Origin of the sequence: Pseudomonas sp. R28(2017) (assembly GCF_002112505.1) — a bacterium.
GTDB lineage: Bacteria > Pseudomonadota > Gammaproteobacteria > Pseudomonadales > Pseudomonadaceae > Aquipseudomonas.
Window position 1 is genome coordinate 498091 of the sequence record NZ_NEHW01000003.1, and the last position, 17500, is coordinate 515590.

Below are 17500 nucleotides of genomic sequence, written 5' to 3' on the forward strand. Positions count from 1 at the left end.
CCGACCCGAGGCAATGAATGGGGTACAGCTATGCCACCCCTAGCCCGCGCAAGTAGTCCCAGGGGTAGATACCCCGTTGGTGCCCATCGCTGAACAACAGTTGCACGCCGTAACCCTGCGGCTCGATGCGCTCTACCCGTACACCGTCCTGCACCACGCCGATTGCCCCTCGCAAGCGGGCGGCGCGGCATTGCGAGCACGGGCAGGCGCCGCGCAAGCGGGCGTGGCTGATGACCTGCTCGGCATCCTGCCAGCGCACGGTCAGCTGGCCTGCCTCGCGTTGGTTGCGTATTGCGCTCGGGCTGTTCATCACGCAGCCCCGCGCAGCTGCGCCAAGGCGATGCGCACGGCCTTGCGCACTTCTGGATCGCTGTCCGCCTCAGCCGCCTGCAACACCGGCAAGGCACGGGCTTGCCCCAGTTCGCCGAGCGCCAGCGCGGCTTCCTTGCGCAGGTTGGCAATGCCATGGCCGAGCAAGTCGGCCAGGGCATCAAGCGCCTCGCCATGACGCAAGCGGCCCAATGAGCGGGCAGCGCGCAGGCGTACTTGCCAGAAGCCATCGCCCAGCGCCGCCACCAGTGCCGGCCCCGCCTGAGCATGGCCCACCTTGCCCAGCGTCGTCGCGGCTTCTTCGCGCACTTGCCAGGCGGCATCGCGCAGGGCGCCAACCAGCGCCGGCAACACAGTAAGATCACGCGCAAGCCCCAAGGCGCCAATCGCGGCACGGCGTACCTCGGTGTCGGGCTCGTGCTCGGCCAGCTTCGCCAAGGCAGGCAGCGCCGGCGCGTGCTTGAGCCACCCCAGAATACCCACGGCTTCTCGCCGCACTGCCGCGTCGTGGTCCTCCAGCGCCCGCAGCGCAGGCCCGGCAGCGTCGTCCAGGCGCAACTCACGCAGGGCGCGCAAGGCACTGGCGCGGACGAAGCCATCGGCGTGGGTCGTCCACGGCAGAATCAACTGCCCGGCTTCCGGGCTCTTCAGCTCGCTGAGGCTCTGCGCGGCAGCCAGGCGTACGGCTTCGGCAGCATCCGCCAGCGCAGCGCACAAAGCCTGAACCACTTCCGGCTCCTCCCAGGCTTCCAGCAGGCGCGCGGCCTCGGCGCGCACGTCGTCAGCGCCATCGACCAACAGGGCATCGGTCAGCCACGGCAAGGCATCGGGGTCTTCCAGGTCGGCCAGTTCGATCAAGGCAATGCGCCGCACGCCGGCGTCGTCGGCTTCGAGGCGTGGCAGCAGTGCGAGAATTTCGGAGTTGTCGGTGCTTCGTACAGTCATAGCGCGATCCTGAGCGGCGGATGGTCGGTGGCTGGCAGGCCAAGTGGCGTCAGGCGCGGCAGTTCGCGGCCCTCTTCATGGCGCAGCAAGGCCAGGCAATGGCGTTTGAGGTGGGTGAATTCAGGGCTGGTCAGCAGGCTGGCGCGGCGCGGGCGGGCAAAGTCCAGGCGCAGGTCTTCGATGAAGCGACCGGGGCGCGGGCTCATCACCAGAATGCGGTCGGCCAGGAACAGGGCTTCGTCGATATCGTGGGTGACGAACACCACGGTGGTGCGGATGCGCGCCCAGATATCCAGCAGCAGCTCCTGCATGCGCGAGCGGGTTTGCGCATCCAGGGCGCCGAAAGGCTCGTCCATCAGCAGCAGGCGCGGGCGGTTGATCAGCACCCGGGCGATCTCGGCACGCTGCTGCATACCGCCGGACAACTGGCTGGGCCAGCGCTCGGCGAAGTCGGCCAGCCCCACCAGCTGCAGCATCTCGCGTGCCTGCTGGCGGCGCTCGGCCTTGCCCAGGCCTTGCATCTTCAGGCCGAAGGCGACGTTGTCGAGCACGCTGCGCCACGGCAGCAAGGTGTGGTGCTGGAACACCATGCCGCGCTGCGGCGACGGCTCGGCGATGGCCTGGCCATCCACGTTCAGTTGGCCGCTGCTTGGCACCAGGTGCCCGGCCAGGGCGCCGAGCAAGGTCGACTTGCCACAGCCGGACGGCCCGAGGATACAGACGAACTCCCCTGGCGCCACGGCAAAGTCCAGGCGCTGCACCGCCTCGAAGGCTTCACGGCCCTGCCCCAGTCGAATCGACAGGCCATGCCCATCGATGCGCCCGGGCACCTGTTGATAACTGTTCATCAGCTGGCCCTCCGCGTGCGGTACCAAGGCGTGGCGAATGCGCCGAGGCGCTTGACCAAGGCGCTGCTGCCCATGCCCAGCACGCCGATCAGCAGCATGCCGACGATGATGTCGGGGTAGTTCTGCAAGGTGTAGGACTCCCAGGTGTAGTAGCCGATGCCGAACTGCCCGGCGATCATCTCGGCAGTGACCAGGCAGAACCACGAGGTGCCCATGCCGATGGCAAGGCCGGTGACGATGCTCGGCAACGCGCCGGGCAGTACCACTTCGCGCAGGATCGCCCAACGCCCGGCACCGAGGCTGCGCGCCGACGCCACCAGGCGCGGGTCGACGGCATCCGCGCCATGCACGGTGTTGAGCAGGATCGGGAACAGCGCACCGGTGAAGGTGATGAACACCATCGACAGCTCCGACGAGGGGAACATCAGGATCGCCAGCGGGATCCACGCCACCGCCGGTATTGGCCGCAGCACTTCGAGTGGCGGCAGCAAGGTGTCCTCGGCCCATTTCGAGCGGCCGATCAGCAGGCCCAGGGCCACCCCCAGCAGCGCCGCAGCGGCATATCCGGTAAACACCCGCGACAGGCTGCTGCCCAGGTGCGCCAGCAGCGCGCTGGAGGTCAGCAACTGCCAGGCCGCCGCCAGCACCGCCTGCGGCGTGGGGACGTAGGTGAAGGTCAGCAGGCCAAGGTCCAGCTTGACGCTGGCCGCCACCTGCCAGAACAGCAGGCAGGCCAGCAGCGAAGCCAGGCGCACGGGCCAGCGCTTGAGGTCGCGGGTCATCTCGGTGCCTCCCGGTCAGCGCTGGGCGACCAGCTTCTGGTTGGCACTGACGAAGTCCAGCGCTTCACCACCATGGGCCTTGGCGTACTGTTCGGCCTGGTCCTTGAGCAGGAAGGCGGCCAGCTCGCCGTGGGCATTGCGCACGAACCAGGCCTGGTTGGCGAGCAGCTTGATGCCGCTGTCGGCAGCCTGGGCGTAGATCGCGCGGATGTCCTTGCCTTCCTGTTCCAGCTGGGCCAGCGCGCCGAGGGCCGCTTCCGGCGAGGCGTAGTGGCGTACCTTGTCTTCACCGCGTACCCAGATCTGCGCCAGGCGGCTGAAGTCGGTGATCGGCTTGCCGGTGAGCGCATCGTTGGCCTTGAGCGGCAGTGGGTCGTAGTGCTTCAGCGCCTTGTCGTAATCCAGGCCGGCCTGCTTGAAGGCCGCGCGGATGTACTGGTCGTCGATGAACTGGTCGGTGTCGAGGCCGCGGTCGGTCTTCTTCAGCAGCTTGAGCGTGTCGATGGAGGTGGTTACCGCCTGGCGGTATTCAGGCTTCCAGGTCAGGTCGCGGGTCTGCAGGCCGAGCGGGCCGTGGAACAGGTAATTGACCTCGGCCTCGATGCCGGTGACCTTCTCGATCAGTTCGCTGTATTTTTCCGGTTCTGCAGCGATCAGGCGGTCGGCTTCCAGGCTGGCGCGCAGGTAGGCGGTGACCACCTCCGGGTATTTCTTCGCATAGTCGGCGTCCACCAGCGCGCCGTGGAAGGTCGGCGCGTTGGCCTGGGCACCGTCGTAGACCTTGCGGGCAAAACCGCGGTTGGGGAACAGCTCGGCGAACGGCACGAAATCGGCGTGGGCGTCGATGCGGTTGCTGCGCAGGGCGGAACCGGCGATCTCCGGCGCCTGGGCGATGATTCGCACGTCCTTCTGCGGGTCCCAGCCCTGGGCCGCGACGGCGCGCAGCAGCATACCGTGGGCGGTGGAGGCGAACGGCACGGAAATGGTCTTGCCCTTCAGTTCAGCCAGCGACTGCACCTTCGACGCTGCCGGCACGACAATACCGTTGCCGCTGCCATGCACACTGCCCGACAGCACGCTGATGAACAGGCTGCGCTTGCCGGCATCCAGGTGCGCGACGCCGTTGAGCGAGCCGGGGAAATCGGCCATGGCGCCGAAGTCGAGCTTGCCGGCGACCATCTCGTTGGTGAGCGGCGCGCCACTGGTGAAGTTCTTCCACTCGATCTGGTACTGGGCATCCTTGTACTTGCCATCGTGCGGCAGGTACTTGTCGAGCAGGCCCAGCTCGCGGATCAGCAGGCCGCCAGTGGCGCAGTTGATGGTGGTGTCCTGGGTGCCGATGGCGATGCGGATGGTTTCGGCGCTGGCGTTCAGGCCGGTGAGCGCCAGCGCGAGGCCGGCCACGGTTGCTACAAGGCGCATGGGTGTTTCCCCTCGAATCGTTTTGAGTTGTGTAATCGTCTCCGCCACCGGGCTTGGGTGGTGGGAAACGAGGGGGGCATTGCAGGAGGCGCGTCCGGTGGTTCGCCGGATGGCGGGGTTGCATCAGCGCAGCAGGTACGGGATATCGACCTTGACCGCGCCGGTGGGGCAGTCTTTCTCGCAGGGCATGCAGTACCAGCACTCGTCGAAGGCCATGTAGGCCTTTTGCGTGGCCGGGTTGATCGCCAGCAGGTCCATGGGACAGACCTCGACACAGACGGTGCAGCCTTTTTCGGCGATGCACTTGTCTTCGTCGATGGTCACCGGGGCGCTGCTGCGAAAGAAGATTTCCTGGGGCTGGTAGGCCATTTCACGGGGTCCTTGGGGCCTTCATGGGCACCCTTTCATCTAGAGGCTTGCACATTTCCCTGTGGGAGGTGTCGCTCAGGCGGCATTGGCTTTGACTCTCAACCGGTCATAGGCAGTCTGTTCCTGGGCATCCAGCGCGATCAGGTACGGCTCGACTGCTTTCTTGAAACTGGTCATTTCACCGTTCTCACCTTTTTTCAGGTGGCAATGGCAGAACCACTCGGCATCGTTGCGTTCGGGAAAGTCCACCCGGTGGTGGTACAGGCCCCAGCGGCTCTCCTCGCGGAACAACGAGGCGCGCGCCGCCATCTCCGCACAATCGCGGATCACCGAGACTTCCATGGCCCGCATCAGCTCATGCGGGTTGCTGGCTTTCATCTGCTCGAGATCACGCTCGATCTCGGCAAAGCGCGCCAGGCCGATTTCCATTTTCCTGGTCACCTTCGGCGGCTGCAGGTAGTCGTTCACCATGCGTCGCAGCTTGTATTCCACCTGCGCCGGCGGCAGGCCATGCTCACGGTGCAGTGGGGCAAATACCCGTGCGCGTTCGCGCTCGACTTGCGCGTGGTCGACCTCGGCCAGTTCCCGCCCGGCCACGTATTGAGCGGCGTTCACACCGGCAAACCAGCCGTATGTGAAGGCGCCGAGCATGTAGTTGTGCGGCACCGCCGCCATGTCACCGGCGGCATACAGGCCTTTGACGCTGGTCTCGGCCTTCTCGTTGACCCACACCCCCGAGGCCGAATGCCCCGAGCAGAAGCCGATCTCGGAGATATGCATCTCGACCATGTGCTGGCGGTAGTCGGTGCCACGCCCGGCATGGAACTGGCCACGGCTGGGGCGCTCGTTGCTGTGCAGGATCTCTTCGATGTTCTGGATGGTTTCCTCGGCCAGGTGGTCGAGTTTGAGGAACACCGGGCCGTTGCCGCCTTCGAGCTCCTGGTGGAACTCCCACATCATCTGCCCGCTCCAGTAGTCGCATTCGATGAAGCGCTCGCCCTTGCTGTTGGCGGTGTAGCCGCCCAGCGGGCCAGTGACATAGGCACAAGCCGGGCCGTTGTAGTCCTTGATCAGCGGGTTGATCTGGAAGCACTCGAGGTTGGCCAGCTCGGCACCGGCATGGTAGGCCATGGCATAGCCGTCACCGGCATTGGTCGGGTTCTCGTAGGTGCCCATCAGGTAACCCGACGACGGCAGGCCCAGGCGCCCGGCGGCGCCGCAGGCGAGGATCACCGCCTTGGCCCGGACCACGCGGAACTCGCCGGTGCGGCAATCGAAGCCCAGCACACCGGCAGCGGCGCCCTCGGCATCGAGCAGCACACGGGTGCAGACCATGCGGTTGCTGATCTCGACCCGGGCGCGCTTGAGCTGGCGGTACAGCACCTTCTTGATGTCGTGGCCTTCGGGCATGGGCAGCACGTAGGCGCCCATGTGATGGACCTTCTTCACCGCGTAGTCGCCGGTCTCGTCCTTCTCGAACTTCACCCCCCAGCGGTCGAGCTGCTCGATGGTTTCGAAACTGTGGGTGGCGTAGGCATGCACGGCGGCCTGGTTGACGATGCCGTCGTTGGCCACGGTGATTTCCTTGGTGTACTGCTCGGGCGTGGCATGGCCGGGGATGATGGCGTTGTTCAGGCCGTCCATGCCCATGCTGATGGCGCCGCTGCGCTTGACGTTGGCCTTGTCCAGCAGCAGCACGCGCAGGTACTTGTCGTGCTCCTTGGCCTTGATCGCCGCCATCGGCCCGGCGGTGCCGCCGCCGATGACGATGATGTCGTAGTCCTGGGTCTCGATGCTCATGCCTTGCTCCCCTTCTGGCGGTCGATGCGCAGGCGGTACTGGAAGGCATCGCCGCGGTAATACAGGTGTTCGAAGTCCAGCGGTGTGCCGTCGGCGGTGTGGGTCAGGCGCTCGATGCGCATGATCGGCGCGCCCTCCTCCACCTCCAGCGCCTGGGTCAGGTCGCTGTCGGCCAGCACCGCATCGATGGCCAGGTCGGCGTGCCCGAGGGCGATGCCGCAGTCGTTCTCCAGCAGCAGGAAGATGTCGCGGGTGACCAGGTCGGCCTTTTCCAGCTTTTCACCGACGGCCTTGGGCAGCCAGGTCAGCTCCAGCGACACCGGCTCGCGGTTGATCAGCCGCACCCGGCGGATCTCGGTGACCAGGCTGCCCTCCTCGACCTGCAGGCGCGCGGCCACCAGGGCACTGGCCGGCACATGGCGGAAGCTGCGCAGGCGGTTGATCACCTCGTAGCCCATCTGCGTCATCGACTCGCCAAGCCCCTGCAGGGTGCTGACGTTCTGGAACGCCTTGGGCTTGGCGACGAAGGTGCCTTTGCCGTGGATCTTGAAAATCAGCCCTTCTTTCTGCAGATCGCCCAGCGCCTGGCGCACGGTGATACGGCTGACATCAAACGCCTTGCCCAGCTCGCTTTCCGAGGGCATGCGGCTATGCGGTGGGTACGTACCGTCGAGGATGCGCTCGCGCAGCAATTCCTTGAGCTGGGTGTAGAGCGGTACCGGGGACAGGGGGAGCAGTTCGGCCATGGGTCTCTTCGCTGATCGATGACTTGTTATAACAAGTTGTGACCAGATCATAGAGGGCATAAGAACGGATAAGGAAATACTGATATCGCATATGGATAGATGGATTTTTCTTGCCCATAACCGACCACAGGGGAAAAACAGCCATAGATCAAGGCGATGGACGCCGCCGAATCAGATGGGTATCATGCGTGCGCGTTGCACTCGTAGCTCAGCTGGATAGAGTACTGCCCTCCGAAGGCAGGGGTCGTGGGTTCGAATCCCGCCGAGTGCGCCATATCAGAAAGCCCTGGGATCACTCCCGGGGCTTTTTCATTTGTGCGACATGTCGCGCTTCTGGCACTCCCGTGCCATGGGTCATTGGTGTTAGCGTGGGTCCCTTCCCGTTCCCGACGGGTATCCCACAACAATGATTCGCGAAGGAATGCGTGCTCATGCACCTGAAAAAGCTCACCTCCACCGCCCTGCTGCTGGCCAGCATCGGCCTGTTCACCCAACCGGCCCAGGCCAACCTGACCCAGCAACAGTCCGCCGCCATCGTCAAAGCCTTCGACGGCAGCAACCCGGCCGACTTCAAGCAATTCCTCGGTAAACTCAAAGGCAGCGACCTGGCCAAGGCCGACAACCTCGCGGCTACCCTCGATGCCTACCTGGCCGGCAACTCGCTCACCGCCGAGCAGCAGAACGAGATCAACCGCCTGCTCGGCCTGTACACCCGCATCAAGTACGCCAAGGCCGCCACGGAAAACCTGCGCGAGCTGGTCGCTATCCCCACCTTCAGCGTCGATGGCGTACCCCAGCACGAGAACCCCGAGTTCCTGAAGATCGCCGACAAGATCAAAGCCCTGGCCGAAAGCTTTGGCCTGGCCTTCCGCAACGTCGACAACCGCGTCTACGAGATCTCGCTGGGCGAAGGCAAGGAAGTGGTCGGCATTCACGCCCACGCCGACGTGGTGCCGGTCAACCCGGACAACTGGAAACTGGCCGACGGCACCCGCCTCGACCCGTTCAAGGTCACCCTGGTCGGCGACCGCATGTACGGCCGCGGCACCGAGGATGACAAGAACGGCATCATCGTGGCGATGTATGCATTGAAAGTGGCCAAGGATGAGAAGCTGCCGCTGGCCCGGCAATTCAAGCTGCTGATCGACACCACCGAAGAAACCAGCGGCGACGCCATCCCCTACTACTTCGAGCGCAACCCTACGCCCGACTACAACCTGGCACTCGATGGCGGCTACCCGGTGGTGATCGCCGAAAAAGGCTACGGCACCGTCATGGCCAGTTTCAGCAAACGCCCGGCCACGGGCCAGGGTGCGGAAATCATCAACCTGACCGGTGGCCTGGCGACCAACCAGATTCCGACCACGTCGGTGGCGACCTTGGTTGGCGAAAACCCGCAAGCCTTGGCCGAGCGCCTGAAGAACGCCGGCGCCGACTATGTGAAGCGCAATGGCGGCGACTTCAGCATCGATGCCAAGGCCGATGGCAAGAACGTGCTGCTCACCGTGACTGGCGTTTCTGCCCACTCTTCAGAGCCAGAGTCGGGCGTCAACCCGGTGGCACGCATGCTCGATTTCCTCAATGGCCTGGGCCAGCAGGTGCCGCTCAAGCACAACCACTTCACCGATGCCGCCCGCTACGCCGCCGACAACTGGGGCCTGGACTACCTGGGCAACAAGCTCGGCATCGGCTTCAAAGACACCTTCATGGGCCCACTGACGACCTCGCTGACGTTCGTGGGCGTGGATGACAAGGGCCTGAAGCTGGCCGTGAACCTGCGCATCCCCAAAGGCAAGCCGCTGGCCACGCTCAAGGACCAGCTGGCCGACAAGCTCGGCAAATGGACCCGCCAGAGCCACACCTCGGTGGCCTTCGACTACAGCCTCGACGAGCCGATGTTCCGCAACCCAGAAGGTGAATGGGTCAAAGCCCTGCTCGATGTGGCCAGCGAGAACCTGGGCATGAAACACGAATTCGGCACCTCGGCCGGCGCCACCTCGGTGCATGACCTGCCCAACGGCGTGCAGTTCGGCCTGGCCATGCCGGATGTGAAGTACACCGGGCACAACGACAACGAGTTCAAGACCGTGGAACAGTTCATGCTCGACCTGCAGATCGTGAGCGAGATGGTGGCGCGGATCGGGCAAATGCCCAAGCTCTGATGCTATTGCGATCAAACAAGGCGCCTGCGGGCGCCTTTTTTGCGTCGGCAGATTTTAATCTGCAACTTCTTGGCGCCATGATTTTGCCATTAAGGAAATATTTGCTAACCTCCGCTCCGTCCGCTCTCGATAGCGGCAACGAACATCTATCAGGGACGCGTTCGTGGAACGCTCGAAGGACTCGCAATGGCAATGGTTTTCTGCCGCGGCTGCGCTCGTCAGCTGCACGATTCGGCACACACCTGTCCACAATGTGGCGCCCCGCAATTTGCAAAGTCCGCCGACACCCAGGCCAGTGGCGGCCAATCGCCATGGCTGGGGATCACGTCCCTGATACTGGGCATCATTTGCCTCCTTTCGCTGTTCGATGACAGCGAATGGGACCGCGATACCGTGCTCGGCCTAGGCACATTCGCCAGTATCAGCCTGGTCATGGGCATCATCAGCATCAGCCAGAAGAAACCCGGCAATGGCTTGGCCATTGCCGGCGTGGTCATGTCTGGCGTCTCGCTGATCTGTTTAGTCGGACTATTTGCAAGTTAATCAAACTGTGAGGGAAAACATATGAGCATGGTGTTCTGCCGTGGCTGCGCCAAACAGATCCATGAGTCGGCATTGAGCTGTCCGGGCTGCGGTGCAACCCAGGTTGCCAGCGGTGCCGGCATGGCATCGACTGCTGTTGCCAACAACACACCGATCACCTTCGGCAACGTCTTCTTCGAAGTGATGAAGAAATATGCGACGTTCAATGGCCGCGCCCGCCGCAAGGAATACTGGCTGTTCTGCCTGGTCAGCACGCTGATCTCGTTCTGCATCGGCTTTGTCGAAGGCTTGATCGGTGCGCCGCAGATCATCAGCGGCTTGTACAGCCTGGTGCTGCTGCTGCCTGCCATAGCCGTCGGCGTGCGCCGCTTGCATGACAGCGACCACAGCGGCTGGTGGTTATTGGTACCGATCGTCAACCTGATCTTCATGATCCAGGAAGGTACCAAAGGTGATAACCGCTTCGGTCCAGACCCGAAAGCCGGCATGTAAGCGGTTCGAGAACGCAACATCAAAGGCGGCCTGCGGGCTGCCTTTTTTGTTGCAGGCGCTGAAGGCCCATGACGTTTTTCAATCGACTCGATGCCGTTTCCTGCATTGCCGTGCAGGCCGGCGTGCCGGATGCTTTATTTACTCCGAGAGCTCGTCTTTTTCACCCGCAGAGGCCCGTATGAAGACCGTCGAACAAATCCTCAAGACCAAGTCCCAGCACCAGACCGTGTACACCATCGGCCCGGATGACTCGGTGCTCGACGCCCTGAAACTGCTGGCGGAGAAAAACGTCGGTGCCTTGCCGGTGGTCGAAAACGACCAGGTGGTAGGCATCGTCAGTGAACGGGACTATGCACGCAAGCTGGTGCTCAAGGGCCGCTCCTCGGCCGCCACGCCAGTGCGCGAGATCATGAGCGCGCCGGTGATCACGGTGGGGCCCAAGAAAAACCTGGACTACTGCATGCAGCAGATGACCGACCGTCATCTGCGCCACCTTCCTGTGGTCGAGGACGGCAAGCTGCTCGGCCTGTTGTCGATCGGCGACCTGGTCAAGGAAACCATCGCCGAGCAGGCTAACCTCATCAAGCAGCTGGAGCAGTACATCCGCGGCGAATGATGGCGCCTCAGTGGTAGGCGCGCTCCAGCTCGTCCAGCTGATGGTCGAAGCTGCGCAGGCGCGCCGACCAGGTGTACACCAATACCTCCAGGTCACGGTTGAGCACGGCGGTATTGCCGTGGCCGTTGCTCGACGGCTCGCACAGGTCCAGTTGATAACGCTCGCGGGCCATGGCCGTGGCCACGCTGGACAGGTCGCGGGCATTGGCCAGCCAGTGATGGTGATGGTCGTGGATTTCCCGGTCGAGCGCCCGGCACTGGCGCTTCAAGGCATCCAGGCTCTGCTCCAGGGGGGTGCCCTTGAGCTCGCCCATCACCTCTTCGAAGGTACGACCGGAATGCCAGTAGCTGCCCCAGAAATAGCGATCGAACACTGTCTCGACGCGGCGTAGCGCGACCTTGGTGTTCCAGATGGTCAGCAATGTTCGCCCCTGGATCACTTCACGCTTGTTCAGGCGCAACTGCTGCCAGGCAATCCAGGTCAGCGCCACCAGCGCGACCGCGCCAGTGACGGCGGCGGCAGCGTAGAGAAACTGTATCGCCTGGTTCATCTGCTGGGTGTGGCGGATGCCGTAAAAGTAACCGGCCGTCAGGGTGCCCAGGATCGTCACGGAGCACCAGAAACCTGGTGCGTAGGGATCTTTCATCACGCTATCCCCTCTTGTTTTCCCTGAGCATAGCAACGGCCAATCACTCGTCAGGTGCCGCTCGGCACTTTATTTTCGGGGGCGGCGTAGCGCTTCGTTGAGTTGATCGAAAGGCACCGCCCAATCGGCATCTTCAATGATGCTTTCCTTCAGGAAGGCGCGTTGGGAGTCGGTCCAGAACGGTGCATCCACCAGCTTGGTCTCGTTCTTCAACGGTGAGTGGCTGGTGATGAACTGGTCGATGCTCTGCGCATCGTCGGGCAGGCCCAGTTGCTTGAACAGCTCGGCGAATGGATGGATCGGTGCGTCCATGGTTCCTCCTGTGTGCCGGGCTGGCCGTCCACGACGCCGGCCCGGCATTGGCTTGAGAACATCAGCACAGCTCGCGTACTTCGGCTTGCGGTACCAGTTTGAGGTACTGCTCCATGCTCATGTGGATCAGGTGATCGTGGTCACCCGCCTCCAGGTAGACATCGCCTTGGCGGGTAAGACTCGAATCGAGCAGCATCTTGATCTGATAGGCGTCACCCATCGCCGGGATGGCACCCCGCTCGCAATCGCCGAACAGCATCGGCAAGGCGCTTTCGCGGGTCAGTTGCCAGGCGCCGGACATGCGCACCTTGCTCATGTCCATGTGCCGGTTGGCCGGTAGCACGGCCATGATGTAGTTGCCATGGCGGTCGTCGAGCATGACCGACTTGGCGACCCGCTCTGCCGGTACCCCGGCCGTACGCGCCGATTCCAGGCTGGTGGCCGAGTGTGGGTGGGGAATGATGTCGTAATCGCAGTTGGCCTGGTCCAGGCGCTGCTGCAGGGTCTTGGCCATACGCATGATGCACCTCCGGTTTCGCCCCCAATTTCCAATTTTAGGCCTTGGGCTGGCAGGCATGGCTAAACTTCAAGCAGAGAGGTCCACGAGGTGACGACAGGTGATCACTCGATGTTGCCGCTGCCTGCTGCTGTTGCTGCTGCTCGGCCTTGCCCAGGGCGGCCAGGCGGCGCCCGGCAACGTCTGGGTACTGGGCATCGATGACGCCATCGGCCCGGCCAGTGCCGACTACCTGCTGCGCAACCTCGAACAGGCCAATGCCCAGGGTGCCCAGTTGGTGGTACTGCGCCTGGATACCCCCGGCGGCCTGGACAGCGCCATGCGCCAGATGATCAAGGCGATCCTCGCCAGCCCGGTGCCGGTCGTCAGTTTCGTTGCCCCCAGCGGCGCCCGTGCCGCCAGCGCCGGCACCTATATCCTGTATGCCAGCCACGTCGCCGCCATGGCCCCGGGGACCAACCTCGGCGCCGCCACGCCCGTGCAGATCGGTGGCCTGCCCGGTACACCAAAGGGCGACAAGGCCAAGCCGAGCGACGAGGAACAGACCCTGGCGCGCAAACAGGTCAACGATGCCACCGCGTACATCCGAGGCCTGGCCCAACTACGCGGGCGCAATGCCGACTGGGCGGAACAGGCAGTGCGTGAGGCAGTCAGCTTGCCTGCCAGCGAAGCGCTGCGCCTGAAAGTGATCGACCAGGTCGCCAACGACCTGCCCGACCTGCTGCGCCAACTCGACGGCAAGACCTTGGTCGCCGCCGGCCAACCGCGGCTGCTGCAAGCACGGGACGCAGCCCTGATCGAGCACCTGCCGGACTGGCGCACGCGCCTGCTGGCCGTCATTACCAACCCCAGCGTGGCGCTGATCCTGATCATGATCGGGGTGTACGGCCTGCTGTTCGAGTTCATGAACCCCGGCTCGGCGCTGGGCGGCGTGGTCGGCGGCATCTGCCTGTTGCTGGCGCTGTACGCCCTGCAGTTGCTGCCGGTGAGCTTCGCCGGCGTGGCGCTGATCCTGCTCGGCATCGCCTTCATGATCGCCGAGGCGTTTCTGCCCAGCTTCGGCGTGGTCGGGTTCGGCGGTATCGTGGCCTTCGTGGTCGGCGCCGTGATCCTGATCGACACCGACGCACCGGGCTTTGGTATCCCGCTAACGCTGATCGGCACGCTCGCCGTGCTCTCGGCGCTGTTGATCGGCGGTGTGCTGGGCATGGCCATCAAGGCGCGGCGGCGGGCTCTGGTCAGCGGTGACGCCGGCCTGGTCGGCAGCCTGGTGACGGTCACCCAGGTGCTGGCGGACAACCCGTTCTGTGGTTCGGTACAGGCCCAGGGCGAACAATGGCAAGTCCAGTGCACAACGCCACTGCAACCCGGGCAGAACGTTCGGGTCACGGCGCGCCATGGCGTGATGCTGGAAGTGAGCGCCGCCGCGCCGGCGGCGCAAGGAGACGGATGATGTTCATGCAAGTGGGTTTTGGCGCGGTGCTGATCGTGCTGGCGATGCTGTTGCTGTCGGCATTTCGCATCCTGCGCGAGTACGAGCGCGGCGTGGTGTTCCAGCTGGGGCGCTTCTGGCAGGTCAAGGGCCCGGGGCTGATCCTGCTGATTCCGGTGATCCAGCAGATGGTCCGGGTCGACCTGCGCACCGTGGTGCTGGATGTGCCGCCACAGGATGTGATCACCCGCGACAACGTGTCGGTGAAGGTCAATGCGGTGGTGTATTTCCGCGTGCTCGACCCGCAGAAGGCGATCATCCAGGTCGAGGACTTCCTCGTCGCCACCAGCCAGCTGGCGCAGACCACCTTGCGTGCAGTGCTGGGCAAACACGAGCTGGACGAGCTGCTGGCCGAGCGCGAACAGTTGAACCTGGACATCCGCCAGGTGCTGGACGCCCAGACCGACGCCTGGGGCATCAAGGTGGCCAACGTCGAGATCAAGCATGTCGACCTCAACGAATCGATGGTCCGCGCCATCGCCCGCCAGGCAGAAGCCGAACGCGAGCGGCGGGCCAAGGTGATTCACGCCGAAGGTGAATTGCAGGCGTCGGAAAAGCTGATGCAGGCCGCGCAGATGCTCAGCAAGGAGCCGGGGGCCATGCAGTTGCGTTACATGCAGACATTGGGGGCGATTGCCGGGGACAAGAGTTCGACCATTGTCTTTCCGTTGCCGGTCGACTTGCTCAAGGGGTTGGTGGACAAGCAGAAATGACCGGGGCTGCAGGGCAGCCCCGGCTTGCGATCAGATAGGCGCCCGACGCAGGGTGGCGAGGAAGGTGGCCGCGCCGATGAACAACCCGGCAAAGGTACGGTTCAGGCGCTTCTGCTGCTTGGGCGTGCGCAGCAGGCGCAGCACCCGCGAAGCCAGCCCGGTGTAACCCGCCATCACCAGCATGTCGACGCTGATCATGGTCACGGTGATCGCGATGTACTGCGGCAGCAGCGGCGCATGCGGGTTGAGGAACTGCGGCAGCACGGCGAGCATGAACACCAGTGCCTTGGGGTTGCTGACGTTGACCAGGAAACCGCGGAACACCAGGCTCAACGGTTTGCCGATCGGGCGCACGCCGGACTCGTCGGCCATGTCCATCGGCAGGGCACGCCATTGCTTGTAGGCCAGGTAGACCAGATAGGCCACACCGAACCACTTGATGACCTGGAAGGCGGTGGCGGAAGCGGCCAGGATGGCGCCGACACCGGCAGCGATGATGGCGATCTGCACGATCAGGCCCAGTTGCAGGCCCAGGGCATTCCAGTATCCCCGCCAGAAACCGTACTGCAGCCCGCTGGACATCGAGGCAATCGCCCCGGCACCCGGCGACAGGCTGATCACCCAGCACGCGGCAAAGAAGCCCAACCACACTTCCATCGACATCACACACCTCGCTCAACAATTGTTGCAAAACATTAAGCTAAGGGGTTGGCGAAAAAATAACCAGTAAATTTTGCGGGATTTCCGTCGCCTGCACTGGCCCCTGTGGGAGCGGGCTTGCCCGCGAAGAGGTCAGTGCAGGCAACAGCAAGCGATCAGGACAACGCCTCAAGCTCAGCCTGCATGCTTTCAAGGGTTTCCAAGGCTTCCATCCAGGCCTCTTCCAACTCACCCTCGCGCTGCTTCAACTTGGTCTGCCGCGCCAGCAGATCGCGCAACTCATCCTTGCGCGCCGCTTCGTACACACCACCATCACCCAGCGCGGTCTCGACCTCGGCCAGCTGCGCATGCACCTGGTTGAGCTCGCTCTCCAGCTTGTCGGCCGCCTTCTTGTGCGGTGCCAACTGCTGGCGCAGGGCCGCTGCAGCCTGGCGCTGGGCCTTCTTGTCGGTCTTGTCCGGGTTGGCCGGCGCATTGCTGGTTGGCGCACTGCGCTGGCGGTACTCGACCAGCCAGCGGCTGTAGTCGTCGAGGTCGCCATCGAAAGGCTCGACCTTGCCATCGGCCACCAGCAGGAAGTCGTCGGTGGTGCTCTTGAGCAGGTGACGGTCGTGGGAAACCACCACCACGGCACCGGCAAACTCCTGCAGGGCCATGGTCAGCGCCAGGCGCATTTCCAGGTCGAGGTGGTTGGTGGGTTCGTCGAGCAGCAGCAGGTTCGGCCGCTCCCAGGCGATCAGCGCCAGAGCCAGGCGGGCCTTCTCGCCACCGGAGAAGTTCACCACCGGCTCGTCGACACGGTCACCGTGGAAATCGAAACCGCCCAGGAAATCGCGCAGGGTCTGCTCACGCTCGGTCGGCGCGATGCGCTGCAGGTGCAAGAGCGGGCTGGCCTTGTCGTCCAGCGAGTCGAGCTGGTGCTGGGCGAAGTAGCCGACGGCGAGGTTCTCGCCACGTACCAGGCGGCCCGACAGCGGCTCAAGCTCACCAGCGAGGTTCTTGATCAGGGTCGACTTGCCGGCGCCGTTGGGGCCGAGCAGGCCGATGCGTGCACCCGGCACCAGCTGCAGCTTGACCTTGTCGAGGATCGCCTTGTCGCCATAGCCCAGGCGCCCTTCGGACAGGCTCAGCAGCGGGCTGGAAATCTTCTGCGATTCGCGGAAGACGAAGTCGAACGGTGAATCGACATGGGCCGCAGACAGCTCTTCCATGCGCTCCAGGGCCTTGATCCGGCTCTGCGCCTGACGGGCCTTGGTGGCCTGGGCCTTGAAGCGGGCGATGTACTTTTCCATGTGCGCGCGCTGCGCCTGCTGCTTCTCGTAGGCCTGCTGCTGCTGCGCCAGGCGCTCGGCACGGGTGCGCTCGAAGGCGGTGTAACCACCCTTGTACAGGTTGAGCTTGCGCTGCTCGACGTGCAGCACATGGTCGACCACGGCATCGAGGAAATCGCGGTCGTGGGAAATCAGCAACAGCGTGCCCGGGTAACCCTTGAGCCAGTCTTCCAGCCACAGGATCGCGTCGAGGTCGAGGTGGTTGGTCGGCTCGTCGAGCAGCAGCAGGTCGGACGGGCACATCAGCGCCTGGGCCAGGTTCAGGCGCATCCGCCAGCCACCGGAGAAGTCGCCGACGCGGCGGTCCATCTGCTCGTTGGTGAACCCCAGGCCAGCCAGCAATTTACGGGCGCGGGCATCGGCGGTGTAGCCATCGGCCACTTCCAGCTCACTGTGCAGGCGCGCCAGGGCGGTGCCATCGTGGGCCTGCTCGGCCACGGCCAGCTCGGCCTGGACCTTGCGCAGGCGAGCGTCACCGTCGAGCACATAGTCCACGGCCAGGCGGTCGAGGGTATCGACTTCCTGGCGCATGTGGGCGATGCGCCAGTCACCGGGCAGCTGGCAATCGCCGGCATCGGGCGACAGCTCACCGCGCAGCAAGGCGAACAGGCTGGATTTTCCGGCGCCGTTGGCACCGATCAGGCCGGCCTTGTGACCGGCGTGCAGGGTCATCTCGGCGCCTTCTAGCAAGCGCTGCGGACCACGCTGTAAAGTGAGGTTGGATAGTCTGATCATAGTGGTCGCGGAGTCTACCAGCTTCCTCGGCCCACAGCG

General features: G+C 64.1%; 19 protein-coding genes and 1 tRNA gene. 7 read left to right on the forward strand and 13 right to left on the reverse strand.

What is annotated here, in order from left to right; translation table 11 throughout:
- Nucleotides 1-28: 28 nt before the first annotated feature.
- From CAF78_RS07725 to CAF78_RS07760, 8 genes are all read right to left on the reverse strand, one after another.
- Nucleotides 29-310 carry a gamma-butyrobetaine hydroxylase-like domain-containing protein gene (locus CAF78_RS07725; protein WP_085678534.1) on the reverse strand — a complete coding sequence of 94 codons (282 nt, stop codon included), beginning with the start codon at nt 308-310 and terminating at the stop codon, nt 29-31.
- Nucleotides 310-1275 carry a HEAT repeat domain-containing protein gene (locus tag CAF78_RS07730; RefSeq protein WP_085678532.1) on the reverse strand — a complete coding sequence of 322 codons (966 nt, stop codon included), beginning with the start codon at nt 1273-1275 and terminating at the stop codon, nt 310-312. Before CAF78_RS07730 ends, CAF78_RS07725 begins: the two co-directional genes overlap by 1 nt.
- The gene (locus CAF78_RS07735; RefSeq protein ID WP_085678529.1) at nt 1272-2123 is read right to left on the reverse strand and encodes an ABC transporter ATP-binding protein; all 852 of its coding nucleotides are present in this window, start codon (nt 2121-2123) and stop codon (nt 1272-1274) included. The genes CAF78_RS07730 and CAF78_RS07735 overlap by 4 nt, the downstream gene beginning before the upstream one ends.
- Nucleotides 2123-2905, reverse strand: a complete 783-nt coding sequence (locus tag CAF78_RS07740) for an ABC transporter permease (RefSeq protein WP_085678525.1) — start codon at nt 2903-2905, stop codon at nt 2123-2125. The genes CAF78_RS07735 and CAF78_RS07740 overlap by 1 nt, the downstream gene beginning before the upstream one ends.
- Nucleotides 2906-2920: 15 nt before the next feature.
- Nucleotides 2921-4327, reverse strand: coding sequence for an ABC transporter substrate-binding protein (locus tag CAF78_RS07745; protein ID WP_085678522.1), 1407 nt, complete (start codon nt 4325-4327; stop codon nt 2921-2923).
- 123 nt (nt 4328-4450) lie between these two features.
- On the reverse strand, nt 4451-4696 hold the full coding sequence (locus CAF78_RS07750) for a ferredoxin family protein (RefSeq protein WP_008096634.1): 246 nt from the start codon (nt 4694-4696) through the stop codon (nt 4451-4453).
- Nucleotides 4697-4771: 75 nt separating this feature from the next.
- Entirely contained in the window at nt 4772-6496 is a 1725-nt protein-coding gene (locus tag CAF78_RS07755) for a fumarate reductase/succinate dehydrogenase flavoprotein subunit (protein WP_085678519.1), read from the reverse strand.
- A complete protein-coding gene (locus CAF78_RS07760; RefSeq protein WP_085678516.1) occupies nt 6493-7242 on the reverse strand; it encodes a GntR family transcriptional regulator in 750 nt (249 codons plus the stop codon). Before CAF78_RS07760 ends, CAF78_RS07755 begins: the two co-directional genes overlap by 4 nt.
- Before the next feature lie 197 nt (nt 7243-7439).
- Here CAF78_RS07760 and CAF78_RS07765 point away from each other — a divergent pair.
- The 5 genes from CAF78_RS07765 (at nt 7440) to CAF78_RS07785 (ending at nt 11055) form a co-directional block, all read left to right on the forward strand.
- Nucleotides 7440-7516: transfer RNA gene (locus CAF78_RS07765), tRNA-Arg, on the forward strand.
- Nucleotides 7517-7673: 157 nt separating this feature from the next.
- A complete protein-coding gene (locus CAF78_RS07770) occupies nt 7674-9404 on the forward strand; it encodes a dipeptidase (protein WP_085678513.1) in 1731 nt (576 codons plus the stop codon).
- Nucleotides 9405-9590: 186 nt separating this feature from the next.
- A complete protein-coding gene (locus tag CAF78_RS07775; protein ID WP_085678510.1) occupies nt 9591-9947 on the forward strand; it encodes a DUF4190 domain-containing protein in 357 nt (118 codons plus the stop codon).
- Between the two features lie 21 nt (nt 9948-9968).
- Complete coding sequence (locus tag CAF78_RS07780; protein WP_143515026.1) at nt 9969-10439, forward strand: DUF805 domain-containing protein; 471 nt, start codon at nt 9969-9971, stop codon at nt 10437-10439.
- A gap of 178 nt (nt 10440-10617) precedes the next feature.
- Entirely contained in the window at nt 10618-11055 is a 438-nt protein-coding gene (locus tag CAF78_RS07785; protein ID WP_085678506.1) for a CBS domain-containing protein, read from the forward strand.
- A 7-nt stretch (nt 11056-11062) separates the two neighbouring features.
- On the opposite strand, the gene CAF78_RS07790 is transcribed toward CAF78_RS07785, so the two are convergent.
- The 3 genes from CAF78_RS07790 to CAF78_RS07800 form a co-directional block, all read right to left on the reverse strand.
- Nucleotides 11063-11701, reverse strand: coding sequence for an NADH:ubiquinone oxidoreductase subunit N (locus tag CAF78_RS07790; protein WP_085678504.1), 639 nt, complete (start codon nt 11699-11701; stop codon nt 11063-11065).
- 69 nt (nt 11702-11770) lie between these two features.
- Nucleotides 11771-12013 (reverse strand): DUF2789 domain-containing protein, encoded by a 243-nt coding sequence (locus tag CAF78_RS07795; protein ID WP_085678501.1) that lies wholly within the window; start codon nt 12011-12013, stop codon nt 11771-11773.
- 61 nt (nt 12014-12074) lie between these two features.
- Nucleotides 12075-12533, reverse strand: a complete 459-nt coding sequence (locus CAF78_RS07800) for an aminoacyl-tRNA deacylase (RefSeq protein ID WP_027916942.1) — start codon at nt 12531-12533, stop codon at nt 12075-12077.
- A gap of 97 nt (nt 12534-12630) precedes the next feature.
- Between CAF78_RS07800 and CAF78_RS07805 the strand changes: the two genes are divergently transcribed.
- Both CAF78_RS07805 and CAF78_RS07810 read left to right on the forward strand, forming a co-directional pair.
- Nucleotides 12631-13983, forward strand: a complete 1353-nt coding sequence (locus CAF78_RS07805) for a nodulation protein NfeD (RefSeq protein ID WP_085678498.1) — start codon at nt 12631-12633, stop codon at nt 13981-13983.
- The gene (locus CAF78_RS07810) at nt 13983-14735 is read left to right on the forward strand and encodes a slipin family protein (protein ID WP_085678495.1); all 753 of its coding nucleotides are present in this window, start codon (nt 13983-13985) and stop codon (nt 14733-14735) included. The genes CAF78_RS07805 and CAF78_RS07810 overlap by 1 nt, the downstream gene beginning before the upstream one ends.
- Before the next feature lie 30 nt (nt 14736-14765).
- Here CAF78_RS07810 and CAF78_RS07815 read toward each other — a convergent pair whose 3' ends face one another.
- Nucleotides 14766-15398, reverse strand: a complete 633-nt coding sequence (locus tag CAF78_RS07815; RefSeq protein WP_079230387.1) for a LysE family transporter — start codon at nt 15396-15398, stop codon at nt 14766-14768.
- Between the two features lie 152 nt (nt 15399-15550).
- Complete coding sequence (locus CAF78_RS07820) at nt 15551-17461, reverse strand: ATP-binding cassette domain-containing protein (protein WP_085678492.1); 1911 nt, start codon at nt 17459-17461, stop codon at nt 15551-15553.
- Nucleotides 17462-17500 lie beyond the last annotated feature (39 nt).

Coding starts and splice junctions, on each gene's coding strand:
- CAF78_RS07725 (WP_085678534.1), bottom strand. CDS start 310: ATGAACAGCCCGAGCGCAATACGCAACCAACGCGAGGCAGGCCAGCTG.
- CAF78_RS07730 (WP_085678532.1), bottom strand. CDS start 1,275: ATGACTGTACGAAGCACCGACAACTCCGAAATTCTCGCACTGCTGCCA.
- CAF78_RS07735 (WP_085678529.1), bottom strand. CDS start 2,123: ATGAACAGTTATCAACAGGTGCCCGGGCGCATCGATGGGCATGGCCTG.
- CAF78_RS07740 (WP_085678525.1), bottom strand. CDS start 2,905: ATGACCCGCGACCTCAAGCGCTGGCCCGTGCGCCTGGCTTCGCTGCTG.
- CAF78_RS07745 (WP_085678522.1), bottom strand. CDS start 4,327: ATGCGCCTTGTAGCAACCGTGGCCGGCCTCGCGCTGGCGCTCACCGGC.
- CAF78_RS07750 (WP_008096634.1), bottom strand. CDS start 4,696: ATGGCCTACCAGCCCCAGGAAATCTTCTTTCGCAGCAGCGCCCCGGTG.
- CAF78_RS07755 (WP_085678519.1), bottom strand. CDS start 6,496: ATGAGCATCGAGACCCAGGACTACGACATCATCGTCATCGGCGGCGGC.
- CAF78_RS07760 (WP_085678516.1), bottom strand. CDS start 7,242: ATGGCCGAACTGCTCCCCCTGTCCCCGGTACCGCTCTACACCCAGCTC.
- CAF78_RS07770 (WP_085678513.1), top strand. CDS start 7,674: ATGCACCTGAAAAAGCTCACCTCCACCGCCCTGCTGCTGGCCAGCATC.
- CAF78_RS07775 (WP_085678510.1), top strand. CDS start 9,591: ATGGCAATGGTTTTCTGCCGCGGCTGCGCTCGTCAGCTGCACGATTCG.
- CAF78_RS07780 (WP_143515026.1), top strand. CDS start 9,969: ATGAGCATGGTGTTCTGCCGTGGCTGCGCCAAACAGATCCATGAGTCG.
- CAF78_RS07785 (WP_085678506.1), top strand. CDS start 10,618: ATGAAGACCGTCGAACAAATCCTCAAGACCAAGTCCCAGCACCAGACC.
- CAF78_RS07790 (WP_085678504.1), bottom strand. CDS start 11,701: ATGAAAGATCCCTACGCACCAGGTTTCTGGTGCTCCGTGACGATCCTG.
- CAF78_RS07795 (WP_085678501.1), bottom strand. CDS start 12,013: ATGGACGCACCGATCCATCCATTCGCCGAGCTGTTCAAGCAACTGGGC.
- CAF78_RS07800 (WP_027916942.1), bottom strand. CDS start 12,533: ATGCGTATGGCCAAGACCCTGCAGCAGCGCCTGGACCAGGCCAACTGC.
- CAF78_RS07810 (WP_085678495.1), top strand. CDS start 13,983: ATGTTCATGCAAGTGGGTTTTGGCGCGGTGCTGATCGTGCTGGCGATG.
- CAF78_RS07815 (WP_079230387.1), bottom strand. CDS start 15,398: ATGTCGATGGAAGTGTGGTTGGGCTTCTTTGCCGCGTGCTGGGTGATC.
- CAF78_RS07820 (WP_085678492.1), bottom strand. CDS start 17,461: ATGATCAGACTATCCAACCTCACTTTACAGCGTGGTCCGCAGCGCTTG.